Genomic DNA, 23,181 nt, shown 5'->3' with positions numbered 1-23,181 from the left:
ATGAGCACCATGGAGTTCCACCCGCAGCCCCAAAGCGGTGCGCCCAAGCCGTGGGCCTTCCCGGCGCCCGAGCGCAGCCAGTTGGCCAACGGGCTGACCCTGCTGACCAGTCACCGGCCCGGGCAGCAGGTCGTCGCCGTGGAGGTCAACCTCGTCGCCCCGCTGGCGGCCGAGCCCGAGGGCCTCGACGGCGTCGCCACGATCATGGCCCGGGCCTTCTCCGAGGGCACCGACAAGCACACCGCCGAGGAGTTCGCCGCCGAACTGGAGCGCTGCGGCGCCACGTTGGACGCGCACGCCGACCACCCCGGTGTACGGGTCTCCCTTGAGGTCCCGGCCTCCCGTCTGCCGCGTGCCCTCGGTCTGCTCGCCGACGCGCTGCGTGCCCCCGCCTTCCCGGACGACGAGGTCGAGCGGCTGGTCCGCAACCGCCTCGACGAGATCCCGCACGAGCTGGCCAACCCGGCCCGGCGCGCGGCGATGGCGCTGTCCAAGGAGCTGTTCCCGGCCAACTCCCGGATGTCCCGGCCCCGTCAGGGCACCGAGGAGACCATCGCCCGGATCGACGCGGCCGCCGTCCGCGCCTTCTACGACGCGCACGTCCGGCCCGCCACCGGCACCGCCGTCATCGTCGGCGACTTCACCGGCGTCGACCTGGACGCGGCGCTGGCCGACACCCTGGGCGCCTGGAAGGGTTCCCCCGCGCAGCCGTCGAAGCCCTCGCCGGTCGTCGCCGACGACACCGGTCGCGTGGTGATCGTCGACCGTCCCGGTGCCGTTCAGACCCAGCTGCTCATCGGACGGGTCGGCGCCGACCGGCACGACCAGGTGTGGCCCGCCCAGGTGCTCGGCACGTACTGCCTGGGTGGCACCCTCACGTCCCGTCTGGACCGGGTGCTGCGCGAGGAGAAGGGCTACACCTACGGGGTGCGCGCCTTCGGCCAGGTCCTGCGTTCCTCCGCCCCGTCGTCCCCGGAGGGCGCCACCGGCGCCGCCCTGCTCGCCATCAGCGGGTCGGTGGACACCGCCTCCACCGGGCCGGCCCTGAAGGACCTGTGGACGGTGCTGCGCACCCTCGCGGCCGAGGGGCTGACCGACGCCGAGCGCGACGTCGCCGTGCAGAACCTCGTCGGCGTGGCCCCGCTCAAGTACGAGACCGCCGCTGCGGTTGCGGGGACCCTGGCCGACCAGGTGGAGCAGCAGCTCCCGGACGACTACCAGGCGCAGTTGTACGTCCGGCTTGCGGAGACCGGCACGGTCGAGGCGACCGCGGCGGTCGTCAACGCCTTCCCCGCGGACCGGCTGGTGACGGTCCTGGTGGGCGACGCGGCGCAGATCGCCGAGCCCGTCAAGGCGTTGGGCATCGGCGAGGTGACGGTCGTCAGCGGCTGACCTCGGCTGCATGACGGCACGTCACCCGACGTCCCGTCACTTATCGACAAAGCGGCTCCCGTGGCAGTGACTTGCCACGGGAGCCGCTGCGTGTGCACGGCGTTTTCCGCCCGCCCAACTGGTGAGCGTTGCTCCGTCACCTCTACGGGGCCGCGCCCGCAACCGGGCGGTGCCGTCTGCCCGGTTGCGTCGGTTGCCCGATTCGAGTGTGGCGTGCCGCACAAAACTCCAGTTCTGTTTGCCGATTGAAAGTTGCCCCGTTTAGCGTCGGTCCGGCTGTTCGTCACAACTCCGCCACAACAGTGGCACCGAGCAGTCATCGCCGAGTCCCCGTACGGCGCGAGCCAGGGGAGCCGGGGACCCACATGTCCCTTGGGGTGAATCGGACTCCTCTCCGGAGGAGCCCGTAGGAGACCTTCCTGCTCCGAACCCGTCAGCTAACCCGGTAGGCGAGAGGGAAGGAAAGGACCAGCCCGTACATGGCGTTCACCCGTGCCACCGGGAAGCACCGCCGTGCGAGCCGCACCGCTCGCACGACCCGCAACCTCGCCGGCATAGCCACCCTCGCGGCCTCCGGAGTCGTCGCCTCCGTAGCGTCGCCCGCGCTGGCCGCCACGGGCGAGCCGACCCACGACACCGGCCTCCAGCACGCCGTCGAGCTCGGTGACGAACTCGCCGTCCGGATCGAGGCCCAGGCGGACACGCAGCAGGCGGCTGCCGAGGCCGCCGAGGCCAGGGCGAAGGCCGAGGTCGAGGCCAAGCGGCTGGCCGAGATGGCGAAGAAGAAGGCCGACGAGGAGCGCGCGGCTAAGGTACGCGCCGCCCGCGAGGCCGAGCGCAAGCGCCTCAACACCTTCGTTGCTCCGGTGGCCGATTCCTACGTCTCCACCGCGTACAAGGCGTCCAGCGGCCTGTGGTCCTCGGGCAGCCACACCGGCATCGACTTCCACGCCGCCTACGGGACGCAGGTCCACGCCGTGGGCGCCGGCACCGTCGTCGAGGCCGGCTGGGGCGGCGCGTACGGCAACAACATCGTGATCCGGATGAACGACGGTACGTACACCCAGTACGGCCACCTCTCGTCGATCGGGGTGAGCGTCGGGCAGTCCGTCACCCCGGGGCAGCAGATCGCCCTCTCCGGCAACACCGGCAACACCACCGGCCCGCACCTCCACTTCGAGGCCCGGACCGGCCCTAACTACGGCTCGGACATCGACCCGATCGCTTACCTGCGCGCGCACGGCGTCAGCGTCTGACCTTCCCCGACCTCTCCGCCGCAGCACCGTCCCCCTGGAGCCCCGGCCCGCCACCCTGGTGGGCCGGGGCTCCGTCGTTTCCGTAGGGCCACCGCCGGTCCGTCCGCCAGCTTCCCGGACCGCACCGTCCGAAAAGCGCCGTTGAATTCGCGACATTCCACGGGAGAATCCATCCGTGTCGAATAGAGTCGAGGAATGTCGCCGAGCGGTGACATCTTTCGGGGATTACGGCGGAGGCACGGACGATGCGAAGCCACATTTCCGCGCACGCGGTGTGCACGGCGATTCGGGACGATATCGTCTCCGGTCTGCTCGCGCCGGGGAGCCGGCTGATCGAGGACATTCTCGCCGCGCGGTACGGCGTCTCCCGGGTCCCGGTGAGGGAAGCGCTGCGCACCCTCCAGTCCGAAGGTTTCGTCACCTCCCGCCACCACGCGGGCGCCTGCGTCGCCGAGCTCACCGAGCAGGAGGCCGCCGACCTCCTCGACATGCGCGCCCTCATGGAGCCGCTGGGCGCAGCCCGCGCCGCCGCCCGCCGCACCACCGCTCACCTCAAGGTGCTGCGCGGCCTGGTGCGACTCGGTCGCGAACGGGCCCGCCACGGTCACCCCAACGACCTGCGCCAGCTGGACGGTTGGTTCCACGAGACGCTCGCCCAGGCGGCCGGCAGCCCCAGTCTCACGGCGCTCCTCACCCAGCTGCGACGCAAGATCGAGTGGACCTATGTCATCGAGCCGCCCACCCGCGTCACCGATGCGTGGGACGAACACGGCGCCGTACTTGACGCCGTCGCCCGTGGGGACGCGGAACGGGCGCGCACCCTCATGGCGGCGCACATCGAACGCTCGCTCCCGGTGTACCGACTGCGCCGCCACGCTTCCGATGTGAGCGAGGCGAAACGACCCGTCAACACGGCACGCGCCCGCGCTTAACAATCGCCCCGTATACAAAGGGGGGAGGCGTCGGGGAATGCGAGTGTTGGGGGAGAAGGCGGGGCGGGGGTGCTCGGCGTGCGTTTCTGATGCCGCTTGCCGAAATGCCCCCCTGTGAATGGGGAGAATGGGAATCTCGTATTAGGGGTGCCGGCCAGAGGTCGCGAATGAGGGTGGCGGCTGGTGGACCCTATCGCCGTCCGGAATCGCTCCCGGACGGCCATGCGAATTTCTGAGGCTTCCGATTGGCCGACGAAGAATCCGCAACGTGCCTTTGTCGCCCACGGTTCAACGCATTGCCCGACGCCCTCAAATCGCCCGACGCCCTCAAGTAATGGCGAGTGCTTGCCTCCACGCACACGCGAACGACCCCGCCGCGGCAGCCGGTTGTGTGTACCGGTTGCCACGGCGGGGCCGTGTCGACTGGCGTCCGAAGTCCTGGGCGGGGTGCGTGGCCCCCCGCTGGTACTCGGGGGCTCAGACGGTCTCGGGGAGCTCCTCAAGGCCCTCGGCGACCAGCTTCGCCAGGCGGTCGAGCGCGGCCTCGGCGCCCTCGGCCTCGGAAGCCAGCACGATCTCCTCGCCACCCTGGGCGCCCAGGCCCAGGACCGCCAGCATGGAGGCGGCGTTCACCGGGTTGCCGTCGGCCTTGGAGATCGTTATCGGGACACCGGAGGCGGTGGCCGCTCGGACGAAGATCGACGCGGGGCGGGCGTGCAGCCCCTCGGCCCAACCGACATTGACGCGGCGCTCAGCCATGGTGTTGCCCTTCAAAGTCGTGACTGTTGTCTAGACCATTCTCGCACGCTGCCGGGGGTGGTCCGGCAGCCTGTCGCCCCGGCTTCCCGTCGGGCTGCCGGCCCTTCTTTCAGGCCGTCGGGTCCGCGCGATGAGACCGGGAAGAACGAGAGTACGCATGCCGAGCCGGTTGTCAGTGGCCCGCCGTACGCTGTCCGCATGCAGACGCCGCCGGATCATGCCTACCCGACCCACTGGGAAGCCGACGTGGTGCTGCGTGACGGCGGGACGGCGCGCATCCGGCCCATCACGCCCGACGACGCCGAGCGGCTGGTCTCCTTCTACGAGCAGGTGTCGGACGAGTCGAAGTACTACCGCTTCTTCGCGCCGTACCCGCGCCTGTCCGACCGCGACGTCCACCGGTTCACCCACCACGACTATGTCGACCGGGTCGGCCTGGCCGCCACCGTGGGCGGCGAGTTCATCGCCACCGTCCGCTACGACCGGATCGACGCGCGGGGGCTTCCCGCCAAGAGTCCCGAGGACGACCAGGCGGAGGTGGCCTTCCTCGTTCAGGACGCCCACCAGGGTCGCGGCGTCGCCTCCGCACTCCTGGAGCATGTCGCCGCCGTCGCAAGGGAGCGCGGCATCCGCCGGTTCGCCGCCGAGGTGCTGCCCGCCAACACCAAGATGATCAAGGTGTTCACGGACGCCGGCTACACGCAGAAGCGCACCTTCGAGGACGGCGTCGTCCGCCTGGAGCTCGACCTCGAACCGACCGAGCAGTCCATGGCCGTGATGCGCGGCCGCGAGCAGCGCGCCGAGGCCCGCTCCGTCCAACGACTGCTCGCCCCCGGCTCCGTAGCCGTCATCGGCACCGGCCGCACCCCCGGCGGCGTCGGCCGCACCGCGCTGCGCAACCTCCTCGACGCCGGCTTCACCGGCCGGGTGCACGCCGTCAACCACGCCTTCCCCGAGGACCTCCGCCGCCTGGAGCCCGAGGGCGTGCCGGCCGCCCGTACGCTGCGCGACATCCCCGAGCCGGTCGACCTGGCGGTCGTCGCCGTCCCCGCGGCCGCCGTCCCCGACGTCATCCGCGACTGCGGTGAGCACGGCGTCCAGGGCGTACTGGTCCTCTCCTCCGGGTACGCCGAGGCCGGTCCCGACGGGCGCGAACGGCAGCGCACCCTGTTGCACCGGGCCCGCTCCTACGGGATGCGGCTCATCGGGCCCAACGCCTTCGGGCTGATCAACACCGCCCCCGAGGTCCGGCTGAACGCCTCGCTCGCCCCCCAGATGCCCGGCGCCGGCCGGATCGGCCTGTTCACCCAGTCCGGCGCGATCGGCATCGGGCTCCTCAGCGGCCTGCACGAGCGCGGCCCCGGCGACGGCGGGATCGCCGGCATCTCCACCTTCGTCTCGGCCGGCAACCGCGCCGACGTCTCCGGCAACGACCTCCTCCAGTACTGGTACGACGACCCGCACACCGACGTCGCCATCCTCTACCTGGAGTCCATCGGCAACCCCCGGAAGTTCGCCCGCCTCGCCCGCCGCACCGCCGCCGTCAAGCCGGTGGTCGTCGCCAAGGGGGCCAGGCACCACGGCACCGCCCCCATGGGCCACGCCGTCCCCACCGTCCGCGTCCCCGACAGCACCGTGGCCGCCCTGATGCGCCAGGCCGGCGTGATCCGCGTCGACACGGTCACCGAACTGATCGACGCCGGGCTGCTGTTGGCCGCCCAGCCGCTGCCGGCCGGCCCCCGCGTCGCCATCCTGGGCAACTCCGAATCGCTGGCCCTCCTGGCCTACGACGCCTGCCTCACCGAGGGGCTGCGCCCGCAGCGCCCCCACGTCCTGCCGTCCGCCGCCAGCCCGGAGGACTTCCGCGCCGCGCTCGCCCGGACGCTCGCCGGGGACGGTTGCGACGCCGTCGTCGTCACCGCGATCCCGTGGGTGGGGGAGGAGGGCAGCGCCTCCCCGAGGGGCGGCGAGGGCGCCGCGCTCGCCGCCGCCCTGCGCGCCGCGGTCGCCGCCGACGCCGCCAAGCCGGTCGCCGTCGTCCACCTCGCGATGGACGACCTGGCCGCGACGCTCGCGGCCCCGCCCGAGCCCTGCGCCCCGCAGGCCCATGACGAGCCGTCCGCTCCCGCCCCCGAGCCCCAGGGGCGACCCCTCGCTGCCCCCGGGGCACCGCACGGCCCGATAGCGCCCCCGTATACCCACGACCGGACCCCCGCCCCGGAGACCGAGGCCGCACCCCGCCCCGTCCGCATCCCTGCCTACCCGGCGGCCGAGCGGGCCGTCCGCGCCCTCGCCGAGGCCGTCCGGTACGCCGCGTGGCGCCGGGCGGCCGCCGAGCCGGGCCGGGTGCCCGCCTACGACGACATCCAGGAGGCAGCGGCGGGCGCGGACATCGAGCGGCTGCTCGACCAGCTCACCACGGACGTCGCCCCCGGTCGCTCCGTCGCGCTGCCCCCGCCCGATGCCGAGGCGCTGCTGGCCCGCTACGGCATCCACCCCCGCCCCACCCTCCCGGCCCCCGACCCGGACACCGCCGTCCGCGCCGCCGCCCGGCTCGGCTACCCGGTCGCCCTCAAGACCACCGCCCCCCACCTACGGCACCGCGCCGACCTCGGCGGCGTCCGCCTCGACATCGCCGGCGAGGCCGAACTCCGCCGCACCTACGCCGAATTGACCGCCCGCCTGGGCTCGCCGACGGAGCTCCGGCCGGTCGTCCAGGCGATGGTGCCGCGCGGCGTCGACACCGTCGTCCGCGCCGCCATCGACCCCGCCGCCGGCGCGGTCCTCTCCTTCGGGCTGGCCGGCGCGCCCTCCCAACTGCTCGGCGACATAGCCCACCGTCTGATTCCGGCCACCGACCGCGAGGTCAACGAGCAGATCCGGTCGATCCGCAGCGCCCCGCTGCTCTTCGGCTGGCGCGGTTCCCAGCCGGTGGACACCGCCGCCCTGGAGGAGTTGATGCTGCGGGTCTCCCGGCTCGTCGACGACCATCCGGAGGTGGTCGCCGTGGACCTCGAACCGGTCGTCGTCGCCCCGCACGGCCTGGCCGTCCTGGGCGCCTCCGTCCGCCTCGCCAGACCGCCCGCCACCACCGACCTCGGGCCCCGCCGGCTGCCCGTCTACTGAGGGTCTCGCGCCCCGGTGCGCCCCGTAAGATGGACTCCATGGCTAAGACCGGTACGACGACCCAGGGGCTGCGCGCGGCGATCGAGCGCAGTGGCTATTACCCGACGCTCGTGGCCGAGGCGGTGCAAGCCGCGGTCGGTGGTGAGCCGGTGGTGTCGTACCTCGTTCACCAGGAGACGACCTTCGACGCCAACGAGGTCCGCCGCCACGTCACGGTCCTGGTCCTGACCGGCACCCGCTTCATCGTCAGCCACACCGACGAGCAGGCCGCCGACGCCACCTCCCCGTCCCCGTACGCCACCACCTCCACCGAGTCCGTCAAGCTCGGCCGGATCTCGTCCGTCGTGCTCAGCCGCGTCGTCGCCAACCCCGAGTCCTACACCCCCGGCCAGCTCCCCCGCGAGGTCGTCCTCACCATCGGCTGGGGCGCCGTCGCGCGCCTCGACCTGGAGCCCGCCAGCTGCGGCGACCCCAACTGCGAAGCGGACCACGGCTACACCGGTTCCTCCACCGCGGACGACCTCTCCCTCCGGGTCAGCGAGGCCGGCGACGGCCCGGAGTCGGTGCGCGAGACCCTCGCCTTCGCCCAGGCGCTCTCCGAGGCCACCGCGGCCACCAGCGCCCGCTGATGGTGCACACCGCCCCCGCCTGGCCGGAGCCCGAACCGCTCGACCCGCTCACCGCCCCGGTGCCCCAGTACGGCACCGGCTCGCTCGCCGACCTGCTGCCCGCCATCGTCGCCGGCCAGGGCCTGCCCGGCGTCAGCAGCACCATGGAGCTGGCGCCCGCCGACCGCGCCTGCGTCTTCCTGATCGACGGCCTCGGTTGGGAACTGCTGCGTGCGCACCCGGACGAGGCGCCGTTCCTGACCTCCCTCCTGGACAGCTCGTTCAACGGCACCGGCCGCCCACTCACCGCCGGCTTCCCCGCCACCACCGCCACCTCCCTGGCCTCGGTCGGCACCGGCCTGCCACCGGGTGCGCACGGCCTGCCCGGATACACCTGCCAGGACCCGGCCACCGGCGCGCTGATGAACCAGCTGCGCTGGCGCCCGTGGACCGACCCGCACGCCTGGCAGCCCTACCCCACGGTCTTCCAACGCGCCGAGGCCGCCGGCATCCACACCTGCCAGGTCTCCGCGCCCGACTTCGCCCAGACCCCGCTCACCCGGATCGCGCTCAGCGGCGGTACCTTCCACGGCCGCCTCTCCGGCGAGGAACGGATGGACCTCGCCGCCGATCAACTGGCCGCCGGTGACCGCTCGCTGGTCTACACCTACTACTCCGAGGTCGACGGCAAGGGCCACCGCTACGGCGTCGACTCCGACGCCTGGCGCGGCCAACTGCTCTACGTGGACCGGCTCGCCCAGCGCCTGGCCGAGCAACTCCCGCCGCGCAGCGCCCTGTACGTCACCGCCGACCACGGCATGATCGACATCCCCTTCGACCCCGACTCCCGGATCGACTTCGACGAGGACTGGGAACTGCGCGCCGGCGTGCGCCTGTTGGGCGGCGAGGCGCGTGCCCGACACGTCTACGCCCACCCGGGCGCCGCCGCCGACGTTTTCGCCGTCTGGCGCGAAGTGGTCGGCGACCAGATGTGGGTCGCCGGCCGCGAGGAGGCCATCGCCGCGGGCTGGTTCGGCCCGCACGTCGACGACCGGGTGCGCGCCCGGATCGGTGACGTGGTGGCCGCCGCCCACGCCGACGTGGCGATCGTCGCCAGCGAACGGGAGCCCAACGAGTCGCAGATGGTCGGCCTGCACGGCTCCATGACCCCGGTGGAGCAGCTGGTGCCACTCCTCGAAGTCCGCACCTGACCCCTGCGCGTCCGCACCGTCAACCCACCGCACGTCCCATCCGTACGAGCCCGAAAGGCCCGCCCTTCCCCATGCCCGAGCTGGTGTTCTTCTCCGGAACGATGAACTGCGGAAAGTCGACACTGGCGCTGCAGATCGAGCACAACCGATCGGCCCGCGGCCTACAGGGCATGATCTACAGCCGCAACGACCGGGCCGGTCGCGGCAAACTCTCCTCGCGCCTGGGCCTGGTCACCGAGGCCGTCGAGGCCGTGGACGACCTCGACTTCTACGCCCATGTCGTGGACCACCTCAGCGCCGGCGGCCGGGTCGACTACGTCATAGCCGACGAGGCGCAGTTCCTCGGCCCCGAGCAGGTCGACCAACTCGCCCGGGTCGTCGACGACCTGGAGCTGGATGTCTTCGCGTTCGGCATCACCACCGACTTCCGCAGCAAGCTCTTCCCCGGCTCCCAGCGCCTGGTCGAACTCGCCGACCGCATCGAGGCGCTGAAGGTGGAGGCGCTCTGCTGGTGCGGCGCCCGGGCCACCCACAACGCGCGCACCGTCGACGGTCGGATGGTCGTCGAGGGCGCGCAGGTCGTCGTCGGCGACGTCGTGGGCGAGGCCCCCGGCGAGGGCGCGAAGCGGCCGGCGGAGGTCGGCTACGAGGTGCTCTGTCGCCGTCACCACAGCCGGCGGCAGACCGCGGCGACCGCCCGCGCGGTCGCACTCTCCCCGGACGTCCTGCCGGTCGACAGCGCGCGGTAGACGGGCTGTGGTCGCCGGGCGGGCGGTCCGCCTCAGCGCCGCTGGATGATGGTGAAGGCCGCGCCCTCGCTGTCGGCGACGGTCGCCAGCCGGCCGTGCGCCGACTCCCGTGCGGGCCGCAGCACATGGCCGCCCAGTTCGACGACCCTACGGGCGGCGGCGTCGGTGTCCGGGACGGCGAAGTACGTCATCCAGTGCGGCCCCCGGTCGCGCGGCAGCGCATTGCCGACACCGTGGATGCCGGCGACCGGCTTCCCCTTGATGTGCAGCGTCAGGTAGTCGAAGTCGGCGGAGACCACGGCCTCCCGTTCGAAGCCGAAGACGTGCTCGTAGAACGGGGCGACGGAGTCGGTCTCCTGGGTGACCAACTCGTTCCACACGGGGGTGCCCGGTTCGCCGCTGACCGCGGTGCCCAGCATCGTCCGCCCCTGCCAGACACCGAAGATGGCGCCCTGCGGGTCGGAGGCGATCGCCATCCGGCCGGCGTCGTCGGCATCCAACGGGCCGACCCCGACGGTGCCGCCGCAGGCGCGGATCTGCTCGGCGGTCACGTCCGCGTCGTCACTGGCCAGATAGGTGGTCCAGGCGACCGGGAGGTGCCGGTCGGCCGCCAGTTCACCGACTCCGGCCACCTCTAGCCCGTCGAGGAAGGCGCGGGCATACGGACCGAAGTGCTGCGGCCCCGGGCGGAACTCCCAGCCGAAGAGCGCGCCGTAGAACTCCTGCGTCGCGGGCAGGCTGTGCGCCAGGAGGCTCACCCAGCAGGGCGCGCCGGGCATCCGCCGGGCTGCTGCCTCGGTCGTCATCGTCACTCTCTCCTCGGAGCATCGTGGTGCTGGCCATGTGCGATACGGGCGGGGGTCCCGAGCAGATGCTCGCACCCTGTCATCGGGTGTGCGCCCCGGCCGCGCCGTCCATGGCGCGTTCACGAGGGAGAATGCCCGTTTTGACGTTCCACTTCCGTTTGAGCGGCGTTGCGGCGCCGCTCAACTCCGTCATACGGAGGGTGGGCACCCGCCTTCTGTACGTAGTCACTGCTACGCAAGGATGAGTGCCATGAATGCCATCATCACCGCTACCGAACTCGCGAGCGAGTTGACGGGCCCCGATGCTCCGCTCCTCCTGGACGTGCGCTACCAGCTCGGCGGCCCGCCCGGTCGCCCCGAGTACGAGGCCGGTCACCTGCCCGGCGCGGTCTACGTCGACCTCGAAGGCGAACTGGCCGGGCCGCCCGGTGCGGCGGGCCGGCACCCGCTCCCCGAACTCGCCGCCTTCACCGCCGCGATGAGGGCCGCCGGCGTCAGCGCTGCCCGCCCGGTGGTCACGTACGACGGCGGTCAGGGGTGGGCGGCCGCCCGCGCGTGGTGGCTGCTGCGCTGGGCGGGCCACCCGAACGTGCGGGTCCTCGACGGCGGAGTAGCCGCGTGGCGGGCGTCCGGCGGCACCATGAGTGTCGACAAAGTGACTCCGCGGCAGGGTGACTTCACCCCCACGCCAGGCGCGATGCCGCTGCTGACCGCCGACGAAGCGGCCGCCCTCGCCCGTCGAGGTGTCCTCCTGGACGCGCGGGCGGGGGAGCGCTACCGGGGCGAGACCGAACCCATCGACCCGGTGGCCGGCCACATCCCCGGCGCGGTGTCCGCCCCCACGACCGAGAACGTCGCCGACGGCAGCACAGTCTTCCGCCCCGCTGCCGAACTCGCCGCGCGATTCACGGCGCTGGGTGCCACCAACGAGACCGAGGTCGGCGTCTACTGCGGCTCCGGCGTGTCCGCGGCCCACCAGATCCTCGCCCTCGCCGTCGCCGGCGTTCCCGCGGCGCTGTACGTCGGCTCCTGGAGCGAATGGTGTGCCGACCCCTCCCGGCCCATCGCCACCGGCCCACAGCCCGGCTGAGCGACTGCTGGGGCCCATAGCGCGCCCACAGAACGGCGTCCGCCCGCTCCCCGAATCCAGGGAGCGGGCGGACGCCACGCACAACAGGGCCGGAACCCGACCGTTCCGGGCTATTCCGGCTTCTTCCTCCGCGTGCCGAAGACGATCTCGTCCCAACTGGGCACCGCGGCCCGCCGCCCGGGCCGTACTCCGTCGGCCTCGGCCTGTCGGTCCGTCGTCCCCGTCAGCCGGTCGCGGTGGCCTCCCACCGCCCGCGGCATCAACACATCGGCATACGCGGAACCCGCACCCGCGCTCGCCGCGGGCGCCGGCGGCTCCTCGACCTCGGCCTGCTCCTCGTCCTCCGGCTGCGACGTCTTGGCGGTATCAGGGACGACCATGTCGCCCCGGAAGCTGGGCACCGCCTCCAGCAGGCTGGTCAGTGAATCCCGCTCCCGCTCGCCGGTGGCCGCCTCGCTCCGGCTCTCCCGTTCCCGATCCTCACCGGACTGCTCGGCGCGCTCCGGCGCCTGACGGTCCAGGGCACGGTCCAACGGCCGGTCGCGCGGCAGCCGCGCGATCCGGGGCACGAACGGGAAGCTGGGCTCGGGGGTGTCGTCGCTCTCGCCGATCAGCGCCCGGGCCTCGTCGTCCACGGCCTGCACCAGGCGGCGGGGCGGGTCGTAGGTCCAGGTGGCCGACTGCGGCTCCCCGGCAACCCGGTAGACGAGCAGCACCTCCCAGGTGCCGTCGTCCCGACGCCAGGAGTCCCACTGGGCGCTGTCCTTGTCGGCGCCGCGCAGCAGCAGCCGCTCGGCAACCGCCTCGCCAAGCTGGGGCCCGGTGTTCTCGCCCGGCCGACGCACAGGGGTCTTGCGGGCCCGCTCGGCCATGAACGCCCGCTCGGCGAGCACCGGCCCCTCGAAGCGGCGCACCCGGTCGACGGGGATGCCGGCGAGTTGAGCGACCTCCTCAGCGGAGGCACCGGCTCGTATCCGCGCCTGGATGTCCCGCGGGCGCAGATGGCTCTCGACCTCGATCTCGATCTGGCCCAGCCGCGCTCTGTCGTTGCGGACGGCGGCGCGCAGCCGTTCGTCGATCGGAAGCGTGTACTCGGTGCTGTCCGCAGCCTTGAGCACCAGCCGTGTGCCGTCGTTGGAGACGGCCACGACACGCAGTTCGGGCATGGGGACCTCCCGGGTGGTGCCTGCCGACGTCACGTGCGTCGCTGCTTCCGCTAGTCGAGTGTGGCCTGCCCGGGTGCAGCCTGCCACAACATTGCCGAGTTGCCCGGCGTGTCGGGGCTTGGCCCAGAAACGCCGTCATGACACGGTTACCAGTTCGCAACGCTCAGTGACCATGCCGCTTGCCCTGTCACCGGCCACCCGTGCCGAGCAACGGCACCCCAGGGAGGGTGTCACCTTCAGTGCCCCTCCCGCGGGTCCGGGCAGCCGGACGGGAACCGGGGCCAGGGCTCGCCACAGTACTCCATTTGGGCCACTGAAGTGGACCGCCGCGCCGTGGAAGTTCTGGGCAGGGAGTCAGGGCAAGTCACCTTGTCGACCTCTCTACCTGCACTGCGGGTGGCGTCGTTCACAGATTCCTCAGATTCGGAACTATTGACTCCGCCATTTGGTCACTTCTCCATGCAAGATGGATCGAAGGGGCGATCAAAGGTAGGAGATGGACGAAAAAACCGAAGCGGACACGAAACCGAAGGAGAAGCGGATCGACCTGAGCCTCGCCCAGGTCGCCGGCAGCGCGCTCGCTGCCGCCGTCGCCGCGTTCCTCGCGGGTCAGTTCAGTTTGTACGGAACCATCATCGGCGCGGGTGTCGTCAGCATCGTCGCCACGACCGGCGGCTCGATATTCCAGCACCTGTTCCGGCGCACTGGTGAACAGATCAAAGAAGCGGCGGTCACCACCCGACCGAAGCCGCACCGCGACTCCATCACCCGATCCCGACCCACCACCCGATCCCAGACCACCACGAGCACCCCTGGGCATGCCGATGCCACGAAGGTGCTGCCCACCTTCGACAAGCAAGGCGCCCAGGACCCCGTCACCTCCGTCGCGGCCCGCGAACCGGGGCCCGCTACGGCCCGCACACAGCTGATCCCCCGCGCTCAGCAGCAGCCGCCCGGGCGTGACCTGGACGCGACTCAGCTGATGGCGCAGCCGGCCGAGCGGACCATGGCGCTGGGCCGGGCGGCAGCCCGGGACGCCGACGCGACCACCGTGCTCCCGCAGGCCGGTGAGCCCAGGGGCCCGGAGTCCGGCACCGTGCCGCACGACACCGAAGAGGCGACCGCCACCTACGGGACTCGGTTGCGCGGCTGGAAGCGGCCCGCGCTCGGTGCGCTCGCCGTCTTCGTACTCGCCATGGGCGCCGTCACCGCCACCGAGCTCCTCACCGGCCAGACGGCGAGCGGCAACCCCGGCACCACCCTCGGCAACATCACCACCGGCAAAATCGCCCCGCAGCGGCACAGCACTCCGCAGGCCCCTGATCCAGGGCACTCCACCGGGAGCGGTACCGGCCGCCATGGCGGTTCGCCGTCGCCGGACCCCAACCGCTCCGGCGGCACGGGCTCCGACGGTGCCAACAGCGGCACCGGCCACAGCGGGCAGACCCCGACGCCGACGCCGAGCGACGGCGCCTCCGGCTCCCCGAGCCCCGGCACGTCCTCCTCGCCCGACCCGTCGCCGAGCCAGTCGGCCGGTACCGACGGCGGCAAGGACGGCGGTGGCTCCGGCTCGACCGGCGGTGGTGCCACCCCGGGGCACCAGCAGAGCGGCAAGCCCTCCGGTGGGCAGACCCCCGACCCCAACACCCCCTGAACCCTGACGAAGGATCGCCCCCAACGGGCGGGCCGCCGCATCGGCGGACCACCCAGGACCGTGGCCCGGTGCCCCCTACGGGACACCGGGCCACGGCACGTCTGACGGGCCGGTCGCCGCTCACTCACCCAGCACCTGCCGCAGGTAGCGGTTGGCGAACCGGCGCTCCGGGTCCAGCCGATCGCGCAGCGCCGTGAACTCGCCGAACCGCGGATAGACGCCGGCCAGGTATGCCGCATCGCGGGTGTGCAACTTCCCCCAGTGCGGCCGGCCCTCGTGTGCGGTCATGATCCGCTCCGTGGCCCCGAAGTACGCCTGGTACGGCGTCCCGCGGTACATGTGCACCGCGAGGTAGACGGTGTCCCGCCCCGAGGCGGTGGACAGCAACAGGTCGTCGGCGGGCGCGATCCGCACCTCCACCGGGAAGCTGATCCTGAAGCCCGACCGCTCCACCAGTGCCTTCAGCTCACCCAGCGCCCCGATCGCGGCCTCCCTGGGGAGCGCGTATTCCATCTCCACGAACCGCACCCGCCGCGGCGAGGTGAACACCTTGTAGGGGACGTCGATGTACGTACGGGCGGACAGCGCCCGGCTGGAGAGCTTCGCGATGCCCGGTATGGCGGCCGGTACCGCTCGGCCCACCGCGCACGCCACCTGGAACACCCCGTTGGACAGCAACTCGTCCTCGATCCAGCCGCTCACCCGCCCCGGGGGCGCCGCCGGACCCTGGCTACGGTTGTTGCGCTTGGTGTTGCAGTTACCGGTGTGGGGGAACCAGTAGAACTCGAAGTGCTCGTTCTCTGCGACGAGTTCGTCGAAGCGGTCGGTCACCTCGGCGAACGTCATCGGCTCCTCGCGGGCGGTCAGCAGGAATTCCGGCTCCACCGCGAACGTCAACTCGCTGACCACGCCCAGCGCGCCCAACCCCAGCCGCGCCCCGGCGAACACCTCGGGGTTCTCCGCTGCGGAACAGCGCAGCACCGATCCGTCGGCGGTGACCAGTTCCAGCGCGGTGATCTGCGCGGCGATCGACGCGGAGTCCCGGCCGGTGCCGTGGGTCCCGGTGCTGGTGGCGCCCGAGACGGTCTGCTCCATGACGTCGCCCATGTTGGTCAGCGACAGTCCGTGCGCGGACAGCGCCCGGTTGAGGTCCTTGAGCGGGGTGCCGGCGGCCACCGTGACGGTACCGGCCGCACGGTCGATGCGGCGGATCCCGGTGAGTCGCTCTGGGCGGATCAGCAGCCCGTCGGTGGCGGCGGCCGGGGTGAACGAGTGTCCGGTGCCGGCCGCCTTGACCGTCAGGCCGTCCGCGGTGGCCGACCGGACGGCCGCCGCAAGTTCCTCGGTGCTCGCGGGCGTTGCGATCCGGGCGGGGCGGGCGGTCACATTGCCCGCCCAGTTGCGCCAGGGCCCTCCCGGGCCGCGTCCTCCCGAGCCGCCGATGATGTCGGTGACTGCCATGGTGACGTCCCCTCCCCTCCGCGCGGGCCGGTCGCGTACGACCGCCGTTGGTTCAGCGCATGATGTCAGCCGCCGACGCCGGTTCCAGGTGGGGTGACGGGAATCACACACCCCAGAAATCGGGTGCAATCGCCCGCCTCTTGGGCATGTCGTACCGCCGGTAACTGGGAGGCGGGGGTGGCCAGTTCGCTTTGCCGGGGGAGAAGGTCCTGACGTGCGTCGCATCCGGAGTCACCTCGGCGCCCGTGAAGTCACCCTCGTGGGTGGGTGCGGGGAGGCGTCGCACCAGCGCGGTGCGCGCGGAGGCGGGTGCGCTGTGTCGATGACGCATACGGGAGAGCGGGTTGCCGCGGTGACGCATACGGGAAGGTCGGCGCCTCCCGATGACGCATACGGGAGAGCCGGCCGCCTCAATGACGCAGCCAGGAGCGGCAGTTGTCTCGGTGACGCATACGGGAGCGCCCCTTTGGAGGGGGCTCCGCGCGTCAGTGGTCGCTGGCCGGGTGCGGTAACGGGCCGGACGGGGGCGGCAGTTGGGGCAGTGGTTGGCGTCGTCCCGTCCGTTGGTGCGTCTGTGGCGTGCCTGCGCTCCGGTCAGCCGGCTCGGGTCTCGTCCTGGCGTTCCGCGGACGGGTGGTCGGCCGGGGCGGGGATGCCGGTGGCCACGGGGGAGGAGGGGGTCAGTGCGCCGCGGGGGCGGAGCCATCGGTAGCCGGCGAGGGCGATCAGGGTGGCCAGGACGCCCGCGGAGAGCGGCACCAGGTAGCCCCGGGCGGCGCCCGCCGCGTCCACGACCCAGCCAGCGGCCGACGAGCCGAGTGCTACGCCGACCGCCAGGCCGGTACTCGTCCACGTCATGCCCTCGGTCAGCTGCGTCCGCGGTACGTGCTCCTCGACCAGCGCCATGGTGGTCACCATCGTCGGCGCGATCGAGAGCCCGGCGAGGAACAGCACGATCGCGAGCACCACCAGGGAACCGGAGAGCGACGCCGCCAACTGGAGCGGCACCATGCTCACCGCCATCGCGGCCACCCCGACCAGCCACCGCCGGGAGGGCGGGCCAGCCAGGTGCAGCAGTCCGAACACCGCGCCGGCCAGACAGGACCCCAGCGCGTACACCGCCAACACCAGGCTGGCCGCGGCCTTGTGGCCCGCCTCCTGGGCGAAGGCCACGGTCACCACGTCGATCGCCCCGAAGATCGCGCCGGTCGCCACGAACGTCCCCACCAGCACCCGGAGTCCCGGCGACCGCAGTGCCGACCCCTTGGCGTGCTGTTCGCGGGCGTGCGGCACCGGCTCCGTCGACCGCTGCGCGGTCAGCCAGAACACCCCCGCCGCCAGGAACGCCCCGGCCAGCAGCGGCCCGGCCTCCGGGAACCACGCCGTCGACAGTCCGATCGAGAGGATCGGGCCGAGGATGAAGCACATCTCGTCGACGATCGACTCCCACGAGTACGCGGTGTGTAGTTCACGCGGCGAGCCCCGGTAGAGCTCCGCCCAGCGCGCCCGCACCATCGAGCCCACGCTCGGCACACAGCCGGCGCAGGCCGCGAAGCCGAAGAGCGTCCAGTCAGGCCAGCCCTGTTGGGCGCTCAGCAGCAGCCCGGCGACCGCCGTCAGGGCCACCAGCGTGGCCGGCCGCAGCACCCGCCGCTGCCCGTGCCGGTCCACCAACCGGGAGATCTGCGGCCCGATGACCGCCGCCGACAGCGCGAGCGTGGCGGACAGCGCCCCGGCCAGGCCGTAGCGGCCGGTCAGTTGGGACACCATCGTGACGATGCCGATGCCCATCATCGACAGCGGCATCCGCCCCAGGAGTCCCGCGGCGGAGAACGACTTGGTACCGGGGCGGCCGAAGAGGGCGCGGTAAGGACTGGGCAACGGGGTGCTCCGACGGGTGAAGAGGTCGGTAAGGAATGACTGTGGCCGATACAGCTTACGGGCGGCGGGGCGCCCGGCGCCTCCCGATTTCCGCCCCGTTCCCGCCTCCGGTAGCCGGGCCTGGCCCCGCGTGCGCAGACCGGGAGTGGGAGGATCGGAGGCATGCCCGAACAGTGCGATCCCCGCCCCTATGACGCCCTGCTGCTGCTGTCCTTCGGCGGTCCCGAAGGCCCCGACGACGTCGTGCCGTTCCTGGAGAACGTCACCCGCGGCCGCGGCATCCCGCGCGAGCGCCTCAAGGAGGTGGGCCAGCACTACTTCCTGTTCGGCGGCGTCAGCCCCATCAACGCCCAGAACCGCGAGCTCCTCGACGCGCTCCGCAAGGACTTCGCCGGAAACGGCCTCGACCTGCCCGTCTACTGGGGCAACCGGAACTGGGCGCCCTACCTGATCGACACCCTGCGCACCATGGTCACCGACGGCCACCGCCGCATCGCCGTCCTGGCCACCAGCGCCTACGCCTCGTACTCGGGCTGTCGCCAGTACCGCGAGAACCTCGCCGACGCGCTCGCCACCCTCCAGGCCGAGGGCCTGCCGGTGCCCCAGGTGGACAAGCTGCGCCACTACTTCAACCACCCCGGCTTCGTCCGCCCCATGGTCGACGGTGTGCTGGCCTCCCTCGCCGAGCTCCCTGAGGAGGCCCGCGCGGGCGCCCACATCGCCTTCACCACGCACTCCATCCCCACCGCCGCGGCCGACACCTCCGGCACCCCCGACGACCACACCGAGGACGGCGCGGGCGGTGCCTACGTCGCCCAGCACCTCGACGTCGCCCGGGTCATCGCCGACGCCGTACGGGAGGAGACCGGCGTCGACCACCCCTGGCAGCTCGTCTACCAGTCGCGCAGCGGCGCCCCGCACATCCCCTGGCTGGAACCCGACATCTGCGACCACCTGGAGGAGCTGCGCGGCGCCGGCGTCCCCGCGGTCGTCATGGCCCCCATCGGCTTCGTCTCGGACCACATGGAGGTCAAGTACGACCTCGACACCGAGGCCACCGCCAAGGCCGCCGAACTGGGCCTGCCCGTCGCCCGCTCGGCCACCGTCGGCGCCGACCCCCGGTTCGCCGCCGCCGTCCGCGACCTCCTCGTGGAGCGCGCCGCCACCGAACGGGGCGCCGCCCCCCAGCGCTGCGCCCTGGGCGCGCTCGGCCCCTCGCACGACCTCTGCCCCGTCGGCTGCTGCCCCGCCCGTACGCCCCGCCCGGCCGCCGCCGGCGCCGACTGGGCCGGCCCCACCGCCCAGACCCCCGCCTAACCAAACGCCACCCGCCCGAGGCCCGACCACCGCTCGTCCGAGCAAGGAGCACCGTGCCCGACCCGCAGCACCTCGACCGACCGCACGCCGATCCCCGGAACGACGAACTCCTCGAACTGGCCCTGGAGGCCGCCCACCGCGCCTCGACCCTGTTGCGCGACGGCCGCCCGGCCGACCTGGGGGTGGCCGCCACCAAGACCAGCCCCATCGACGTGGTCACCGAGATGGACCTCGCCTCCGAGAAGCTGATCACCGACTTCATCGGGGAGCACCGCCCGCACGACGGCTTCCTGGGGGAGGAGGGCGCCGGCAGTGCCGGCACCAGCGGCGTGCGCTGGGTCATCGACCCGGTGGACGGCACCGTCAACTACCTCTATGGGCTGCCCTCTTGGGCCGTATCCATCGCGGCGGAGAAGGACGGCGAGACCGTCGTCGGCGTGGTCGCCGCCCCGATGCGGGGCGAGACATACCAGGCCGTCCGCGGCGGCGGCGCGTACTGCAACGGCGAACCGGTCAGCCACCGGCCCGCCCCGCCGCTCTCCCAGGCCCTGGTCGGCACCGGCTTCGGCTACCTCACCGAGCGCCGCGCCGCCCAGGCCGAGGTGGCTCGCGCGCTGATCCCGCAGGTCCGCGACATCCGCCGCGGAGGTTCGGCCGCCATCGACCTGTGCGACGTGGCCTGCGGCCGGCTCGATGGCTACTACGAGCGCGGGCTGAACCCCTGGGACCTGGCCGCCGGCGTCCTGATCGCCTCCGAGGCCGGCGCGCTCACCGGCGGCCGCCCCGGCGAGGCCGCGTCCCACGAGCTGACCGTCGCCGCCTCCCCGGGCGTCTTCGCCGAGCTCCAGCCGCTGCTGGAGGAGCTCGGCGCCTGGCACGACTGACCGGGTCCGGACATGGCTGCGCCCCGGCACCACTGATCGGTACCGGGGCGCAGCCGCCGTTCTGTGCGGCCGGGATCAGGCGGTGGCGTGGTAGCGCACGCCGTGCTCGTCGGCCAGTCGCTGAAGGTCCTCAAGCTCCGCCAACTCGACCTCGGCGAGGAGCTCGTCACCCGCCTCGCGGGCCTGGACCAGATCGGCTTCGGTGTTCCGTATGCGCTGCAAAATGCCTGCGGTGAACGCGTCCATGGTGCGCCCCCTCGTCGTGGGTCGGTGGCACGGGGGTGTGCCGACGGGCGAGTCGATCACGGCGTGGTCCCTGCAATGGGGAGAACGGAGCGTGGCAAGGCGCCGGTACAGGGCGTGATCGCGGGTGTGCAGTCGTCCTCCCCATGGGCACCCTCAGGGAAACCTCAACCGGCCCGGGAAATCCGGGGCGCTGGTGCACCGCCCGTGCCTCCGCGCCCCCGCTTACCCCCGGTTTATGACTCTTCGGGGCAGGATGGAAGGGCTCCGTATGTTGTTGTGCCCTGCTCATCGAGGGCCGTGAGGAAGGACTGGGCCGTGCGTGTTCTCGTCGTCGAGGACGAGCAGCTGCTCGCCGATGCTGTGGCTACCGGACTGCGCCGGGAGGCCATGGCCGTCGACGTGGTCTACGACGGCGCCGCGGCGCTGGAGCGGATCGCGGTCAACGACTACGACGTCGTCGTCCTCGACCGCGACCTCCCGCTCGTCCACGGCGACGACGTCTGCCGCAAGCTGGTCGAGCTGGGCATGCCGACCCGCGTCCTGATGCTCACCGCCTCCGGTGACGTCAGCGACCGCGTCGAGGGGCTGGAGATCGGCGCGGACGACTACCTCCCCAAGCCGTTCGCCTTCACCGAGCTGACCGCCCGGGTGCGCGCCCTCGGCCGCCGCACCACGGTCGCTCTGCCGCCCGTACTGGAGCGCGCCGGCATCAAGTTGGACCCCAACCGCCGCGAGGTCTTCCGCGACGGCCGGGAGGTCCAGCTCGCGCCCAAGGAGTTCGCGGTCCTGGAGGTCCTGATGCGCAGCGAGGGCACGGTCGTCTCGGCCGAGCAGCTCCTGGAGAAGGCCTGGGACGAGAACACCGACCCGTTCACCAACGTCGTCCGGGTCACGGTCATGACGCTGCGCCGCAAGCTCGGTGAGCCCGCGGTGATCGTCACCGTCCCCGGCTCGGGATACCGGATCTGACGGCGATGCCTTCCCTGCCCTCCTTCTCCAGCTCCAAGGCGGCACCGCCGCCTCCCCCGGTGCCGCCCAAGCCGGCCTGGGACCCGAAACCGGTCAACGTCCGGCCCTTCCCGTGGCTGCGCCCCACCATCCGGATACGGCTCACGCTGCTCTACGGCGGCATGTTCCTGATGGCGGGCATCGTGCTGCTCACGATCATCTACATGCTCGCCGCCGCCGCGCTGCACGACGGCAGCGCGCTCCCGTTGAAGATCCTCGGCGGGAAGTTCCAGTCCACCAGCGACATCTGCGACCTGCCGACCGAGACCTCCGGGGCACTGCTCCAGGAGGCGGTCAACAACTGCCTGATGCACCAGCGGGCGGTAGCCCTCAACAACCTCCTCAACCGCTCGCTGCTGGCGCTTTTGGGGCTGACCATCGTGGCGTTCGCTTTTGGTTATGCGATGGCGGGGCGGGTGTTGTCGCCGTTGGGGCGGATCACGCGGACCGCGCAGCGGGTGGCGGGGTCGGATTTGCATCGGCGGATCGAGTTGGGGGGTCCGGATGACGAGTTGAAGGAGTTGGCGGACACCTTCGACGAGATGTTGGACCGGTTGGACCGGGCGTTTGAGTCGCAGCGTCGGTTTGTGTCCAATGCCTCGCATGAGTTGCGGACGCCGTTGGCGATCAACCGGACGTTGTTGGAGGTGCAGCTAGCCGATCCGGGGGCGTCGCCGGAGGTGCAGCAGTTGGGGAAGACGCTGTTGGCGACCAACGAGCGCAGTGAGCAGTTGGTGGAGGGGTTGCTGCTGCTGGCGCGCAGTGAGAACAAGATCGTGGACAAGCGGCCGGTGGATCTGGCGGAGGTGGCCTCGCAGGCGTTGGAACAGACGCGGCAGGAGGCACAGTCCAAGGGGGTGGAGCTACGCGGTGTGCGGCAGCAGGTGTTCGTGCAGGGCAACGGGGTGCTCCTGGAGCGGATCGCGCTGAACCTGGTGCAGAACGCGGTGCGGTACAACGTGGCCGAGGGGGGCTGGGTCGAGGTACGGACCGAGGCGCAGCCGGGATGTGCGGTGCTGGTGGTCTCCAACACGGGGCCGGTGGTGCCTGCGTACGAGGTGGAGAACCTCTTCGAACCGTTCCGGCGCCTGCGCACCGAACGGACCGGCAGCGACAAGGGCGTCGGCCTGGGCCTGTCCATCGTCCGCTCCGTGGCCCGCGCCCACGACGGCACCATCACCGCCGAACCCCGCGAAGGCGGCGGACTCGACATGCGCGTCGTGCTGCCCCTCTGACACCGACGACAGGGCCCCTGTGTGGCCGCTGACGGCGCGCGTGGGCCGCGCGGGCCCCGGGGGCCACTGCCGCATACGAACGTCCGTCCGACGGCCGTGTATCGATCATGTGTCGGCTGTACGTTGGCCGGCCTCGGGATCCGCTCGTCCCGTCTGATCTTCTGGTTTGACGGGGAGGGGGGTCTCCGGGGATCCTTCGCCGGAGTTCGCTTTGCGCGGAATTCGGCGGGTCCGCCCGCCGTTCGGAACGTGTGTGATCCCTCACAGAGGCCCCTTTCCGGCCATCTACGTTCCGTGATCAAAATGCCTGGTGGAAAGCCGGGAAAATCCGGGTTTCCAGGGGCCCTGATCACGGGAAGTACACGTGATGGGCTGCGCGAGGTGCGACATTCGGACCGTG

The 23,181-nt window shown here is 72.1% G+C and carries 19 protein-coding genes and 1 riboswitch; of the genes, 13 read left to right on the top strand and 6 right to left on the bottom strand.

Annotation, left to right across the window (positions count from 1 at the left end):
* The 3 genes from ACFVFQ_RS12810 to ACFVFQ_RS12800 all read left to right on the top strand — a co-directional run bounded on the left by ACFVFQ_RS12810 (position 1) and on the right by ACFVFQ_RS12800 (position 3,580).
* A complete protein-coding gene (locus ACFVFQ_RS12810; RefSeq protein WP_383413661.1) occupies positions 1-1,392 on the top strand; it encodes a M16 family metallopeptidase in 1,392 nt (463 codons plus the stop codon).
* 310 nt (positions 1,393-1,702) lie between these two features.
* Positions 1,703-1,859: riboswitch (cyclic di-AMP (ydaO/yuaA leader) on the top strand.
* 12 nt (positions 1,860-1,871) lie between these two features.
* Complete coding sequence (locus ACFVFQ_RS12805) at positions 1,872-2,648, top strand: M23 family metallopeptidase (protein ID WP_383413409.1); 777 nt, start codon at positions 1,872-1,874, stop codon at positions 2,646-2,648.
* Positions 2,649-2,893: 245 nt separating this feature from the next.
* Complete coding sequence (locus tag ACFVFQ_RS12800; RefSeq protein WP_383413406.1) at positions 2,894-3,580, top strand: GntR family transcriptional regulator; 687 nt, start codon at positions 2,894-2,896, stop codon at positions 3,578-3,580.
* A gap of 477 nt (positions 3,581-4,057) precedes the next feature.
* On the opposite strand, the gene ACFVFQ_RS12795 is transcribed toward ACFVFQ_RS12800, so the two are convergent.
* On the bottom strand, positions 4,058-4,339 hold the full coding sequence (locus ACFVFQ_RS12795) for an HPr family phosphocarrier protein (protein ID WP_383413403.1): 282 nt from the start codon (positions 4,337-4,339) through the stop codon (positions 4,058-4,060).
* A 198-nt stretch (positions 4,340-4,537) separates the two neighbouring features.
* Between ACFVFQ_RS12795 and ACFVFQ_RS12790 the strand changes: the two genes are divergently transcribed.
* The 4 genes from ACFVFQ_RS12790 (at position 4,538) to ACFVFQ_RS12775 (ending at position 10,033) form a co-directional block, all read left to right on the top strand.
* Positions 4,538-7,465 carry a GNAT family N-acetyltransferase gene (locus ACFVFQ_RS12790; RefSeq protein WP_383413400.1) on the top strand — a complete coding sequence of 976 codons (2,928 nt, stop codon included), beginning with the start codon at positions 4,538-4,540 and terminating at the stop codon, positions 7,463-7,465.
* Positions 7,466-7,503: 38 nt separating this feature from the next.
* Positions 7,504-8,094, top strand: coding sequence for a DUF5998 family protein (locus tag ACFVFQ_RS12785; protein WP_383413397.1), 591 nt, complete (start codon positions 7,504-7,506; stop codon positions 8,092-8,094).
* On the top strand, positions 8,094-9,284 hold the full coding sequence (locus ACFVFQ_RS12780; RefSeq protein ID WP_383413394.1) for an alkaline phosphatase family protein: 1,191 nt from the start codon (positions 8,094-8,096) through the stop codon (positions 9,282-9,284). Before ACFVFQ_RS12785 ends, ACFVFQ_RS12780 begins: the two co-directional genes overlap by 1 nt.
* A 71-nt stretch (positions 9,285-9,355) precedes the next feature.
* Positions 9,356-10,033, top strand: a complete 678-nt coding sequence (locus tag ACFVFQ_RS12775; RefSeq protein ID WP_383413391.1) for a thymidine kinase — start codon at positions 9,356-9,358, stop codon at positions 10,031-10,033.
* A gap of 32 nt (positions 10,034-10,065) precedes the next feature.
* Here ACFVFQ_RS12775 and ACFVFQ_RS12770 read toward each other — a convergent pair whose 3' ends face one another.
* The gene (locus ACFVFQ_RS12770; RefSeq protein WP_383413389.1) at positions 10,066-10,839 is read right to left on the bottom strand and encodes a VOC family protein; all 774 of its coding nucleotides are present in this window, start codon (positions 10,837-10,839) and stop codon (positions 10,066-10,068) included.
* A 250-nt stretch (positions 10,840-11,089) separates the two neighbouring features.
* Between ACFVFQ_RS12770 and ACFVFQ_RS12765 the strand changes: the two genes are divergently transcribed.
* On the top strand, positions 11,090-11,929 hold the full coding sequence (locus tag ACFVFQ_RS12765) for a sulfurtransferase (RefSeq protein ID WP_383413386.1): 840 nt from the start codon (positions 11,090-11,092) through the stop codon (positions 11,927-11,929).
* 110 nt (positions 11,930-12,039) lie between these two features.
* Here ACFVFQ_RS12765 and sepH read toward each other — a convergent pair whose 3' ends face one another.
* Positions 12,040-13,095, bottom strand: coding sequence for a septation protein SepH (sepH, locus tag ACFVFQ_RS12760; RefSeq protein WP_383413383.1), 1,056 nt, complete (start codon positions 13,093-13,095; stop codon positions 12,040-12,042).
* Between the two features lie 496 nt (positions 13,096-13,591).
* Here sepH and ACFVFQ_RS12755 point away from each other — a divergent pair, with 496 nt between their 5' ends.
* Positions 13,592-14,749 carry a hypothetical protein gene (locus ACFVFQ_RS12755; RefSeq protein ID WP_383413380.1) on the top strand — a complete coding sequence of 386 codons (1,158 nt, stop codon included), beginning with the start codon at positions 13,592-13,594 and terminating at the stop codon, positions 14,747-14,749.
* Between the two features lie 120 nt (positions 14,750-14,869).
* Here ACFVFQ_RS12755 and ACFVFQ_RS12750 read toward each other — a convergent pair whose 3' ends face one another.
* Both ACFVFQ_RS12750 and ACFVFQ_RS12745 read right to left on the bottom strand, forming a co-directional pair.
* Positions 14,870-16,210: a D-arabinono-1,4-lactone oxidase gene (locus tag ACFVFQ_RS12750; RefSeq protein WP_383413377.1), complete on the bottom strand. Its 1,341-nt coding sequence runs from the start codon at positions 16,208-16,210 to the stop codon at positions 14,870-14,872.
* A 594-nt stretch (positions 16,211-16,804) separates the two neighbouring features.
* On the bottom strand, positions 16,805-18,091 hold the full coding sequence (locus tag ACFVFQ_RS12745) for an MFS transporter (RefSeq protein WP_383413374.1): 1,287 nt from the start codon (positions 18,089-18,091) through the stop codon (positions 16,805-16,807).
* Positions 18,092-18,253: 162 nt separating this feature from the next.
* Between ACFVFQ_RS12745 and ACFVFQ_RS12740 the strand changes: the two genes are divergently transcribed.
* Both ACFVFQ_RS12740 and ACFVFQ_RS12735 read left to right on the top strand, forming a co-directional pair.
* Positions 18,254-19,408 (top strand): ferrochelatase, encoded by a 1,155-nt coding sequence (locus ACFVFQ_RS12740; protein WP_383413371.1) that lies wholly within the window; start codon positions 18,254-18,256, stop codon positions 19,406-19,408.
* Positions 19,409-19,461: 53 nt separating this feature from the next.
* Complete coding sequence (locus tag ACFVFQ_RS12735; RefSeq protein WP_383413368.1) at positions 19,462-20,292, top strand: inositol monophosphatase family protein; 831 nt, start codon at positions 19,462-19,464, stop codon at positions 20,290-20,292.
* A gap of 75 nt (positions 20,293-20,367) precedes the next feature.
* On the opposite strand, the gene ACFVFQ_RS12730 is transcribed toward ACFVFQ_RS12735, so the two are convergent.
* Positions 20,368-20,538 (bottom strand): hypothetical protein, encoded by a 171-nt coding sequence (locus tag ACFVFQ_RS12730; protein ID WP_383413365.1) that lies wholly within the window; start codon positions 20,536-20,538, stop codon positions 20,368-20,370.
* Between the two features lie 315 nt (positions 20,539-20,853).
* On the opposite strand from ACFVFQ_RS12730, the gene ACFVFQ_RS12725 reads away from it, so the two are divergent.
* A complete protein-coding gene (locus ACFVFQ_RS12725; RefSeq protein WP_016576171.1) occupies positions 20,854-21,507 on the top strand; it encodes a response regulator transcription factor in 654 nt (217 codons plus the stop codon).
* 5 nt (positions 21,508-21,512) lie between these two features.
* Positions 21,513-22,781, top strand: coding sequence for a sensor histidine kinase (locus ACFVFQ_RS12720; RefSeq protein WP_383413361.1), 1,269 nt, complete (start codon positions 21,513-21,515; stop codon positions 22,779-22,781).
* The last annotated feature ends 400 nt before the right edge of the window (positions 22,782-23,181 follow it).

It is taken from the genome of Streptomyces sp. NPDC057743, assembly GCF_042798755.1.
Taxonomy (GTDB): domain Bacteria; phylum Actinomycetota; class Actinomycetes; order Streptomycetales; family Streptomycetaceae; genus Streptomyces.
This window is presented reverse-complemented; position numbering and strand designations above follow the sequence as displayed.

Coding starts and splice junctions, on each gene's coding strand:
- ACFVFQ_RS12790 (WP_383413400.1), top strand. CDS start 4,538: ATGCAGACGCCGCCGGATCATGCCTACCCGACCCACTGGGAAGCCGAC.
- ACFVFQ_RS12755 (WP_383413380.1), top strand. CDS start 13,592: ATGGACGAAAAAACCGAAGCGGACACGAAACCGAAGGAGAAGCGGATC.
- ACFVFQ_RS12730 (WP_383413365.1), bottom strand. CDS start 20,538: ATGGACGCGTTCACCGCAGGCATTTTGCAGCGCATACGGAACACCGAA.
- ACFVFQ_RS12770 (WP_383413389.1), bottom strand. CDS start 10,839: ATGACGACCGAGGCAGCAGCCCGGCGGATGCCCGGCGCGCCCTGCTGG.
- ACFVFQ_RS12785 (WP_383413397.1), top strand. CDS start 7,504: ATGGCTAAGACCGGTACGACGACCCAGGGGCTGCGCGCGGCGATCGAG.
- ACFVFQ_RS12750 (WP_383413377.1), bottom strand. CDS start 16,210: ATGGCAGTCACCGACATCATCGGCGGCTCGGGAGGACGCGGCCCGGGA.
- ACFVFQ_RS12780 (WP_383413394.1), top strand. CDS start 8,094: ATGGTGCACACCGCCCCCGCCTGGCCGGAGCCCGAACCGCTCGACCCG.
- ACFVFQ_RS12720 (WP_383413361.1), top strand. CDS start 21,513: ATGCCTTCCCTGCCCTCCTTCTCCAGCTCCAAGGCGGCACCGCCGCCT.
- ACFVFQ_RS12765 (WP_383413386.1), top strand. CDS start 11,090: ATGAATGCCATCATCACCGCTACCGAACTCGCGAGCGAGTTGACGGGC.
- sepH (WP_383413383.1), bottom strand. CDS start 13,095: ATGCCCGAACTGCGTGTCGTGGCCGTCTCCAACGACGGCACACGGCTG.
- ACFVFQ_RS12805 (WP_383413409.1), top strand. CDS start 1,872: ATGGCGTTCACCCGTGCCACCGGGAAGCACCGCCGTGCGAGCCGCACC.
- ACFVFQ_RS12810 (WP_383413661.1), top strand. CDS start 1: ATGAGCACCATGGAGTTCCACCCGCAGCCCCAAAGCGGTGCGCCCAAG.
- ACFVFQ_RS12775 (WP_383413391.1), top strand. CDS start 9,356: ATGCCCGAGCTGGTGTTCTTCTCCGGAACGATGAACTGCGGAAAGTCG.
- ACFVFQ_RS12800 (WP_383413406.1), top strand. CDS start 2,894: ATGCGAAGCCACATTTCCGCGCACGCGGTGTGCACGGCGATTCGGGAC.
- ACFVFQ_RS12795 (WP_383413403.1), bottom strand. CDS start 4,339: ATGGCTGAGCGCCGCGTCAATGTCGGTTGGGCCGAGGGGCTGCACGCC.
- ACFVFQ_RS12740 (WP_383413371.1), top strand. CDS start 18,254: ATGCCCGAACAGTGCGATCCCCGCCCCTATGACGCCCTGCTGCTGCTG.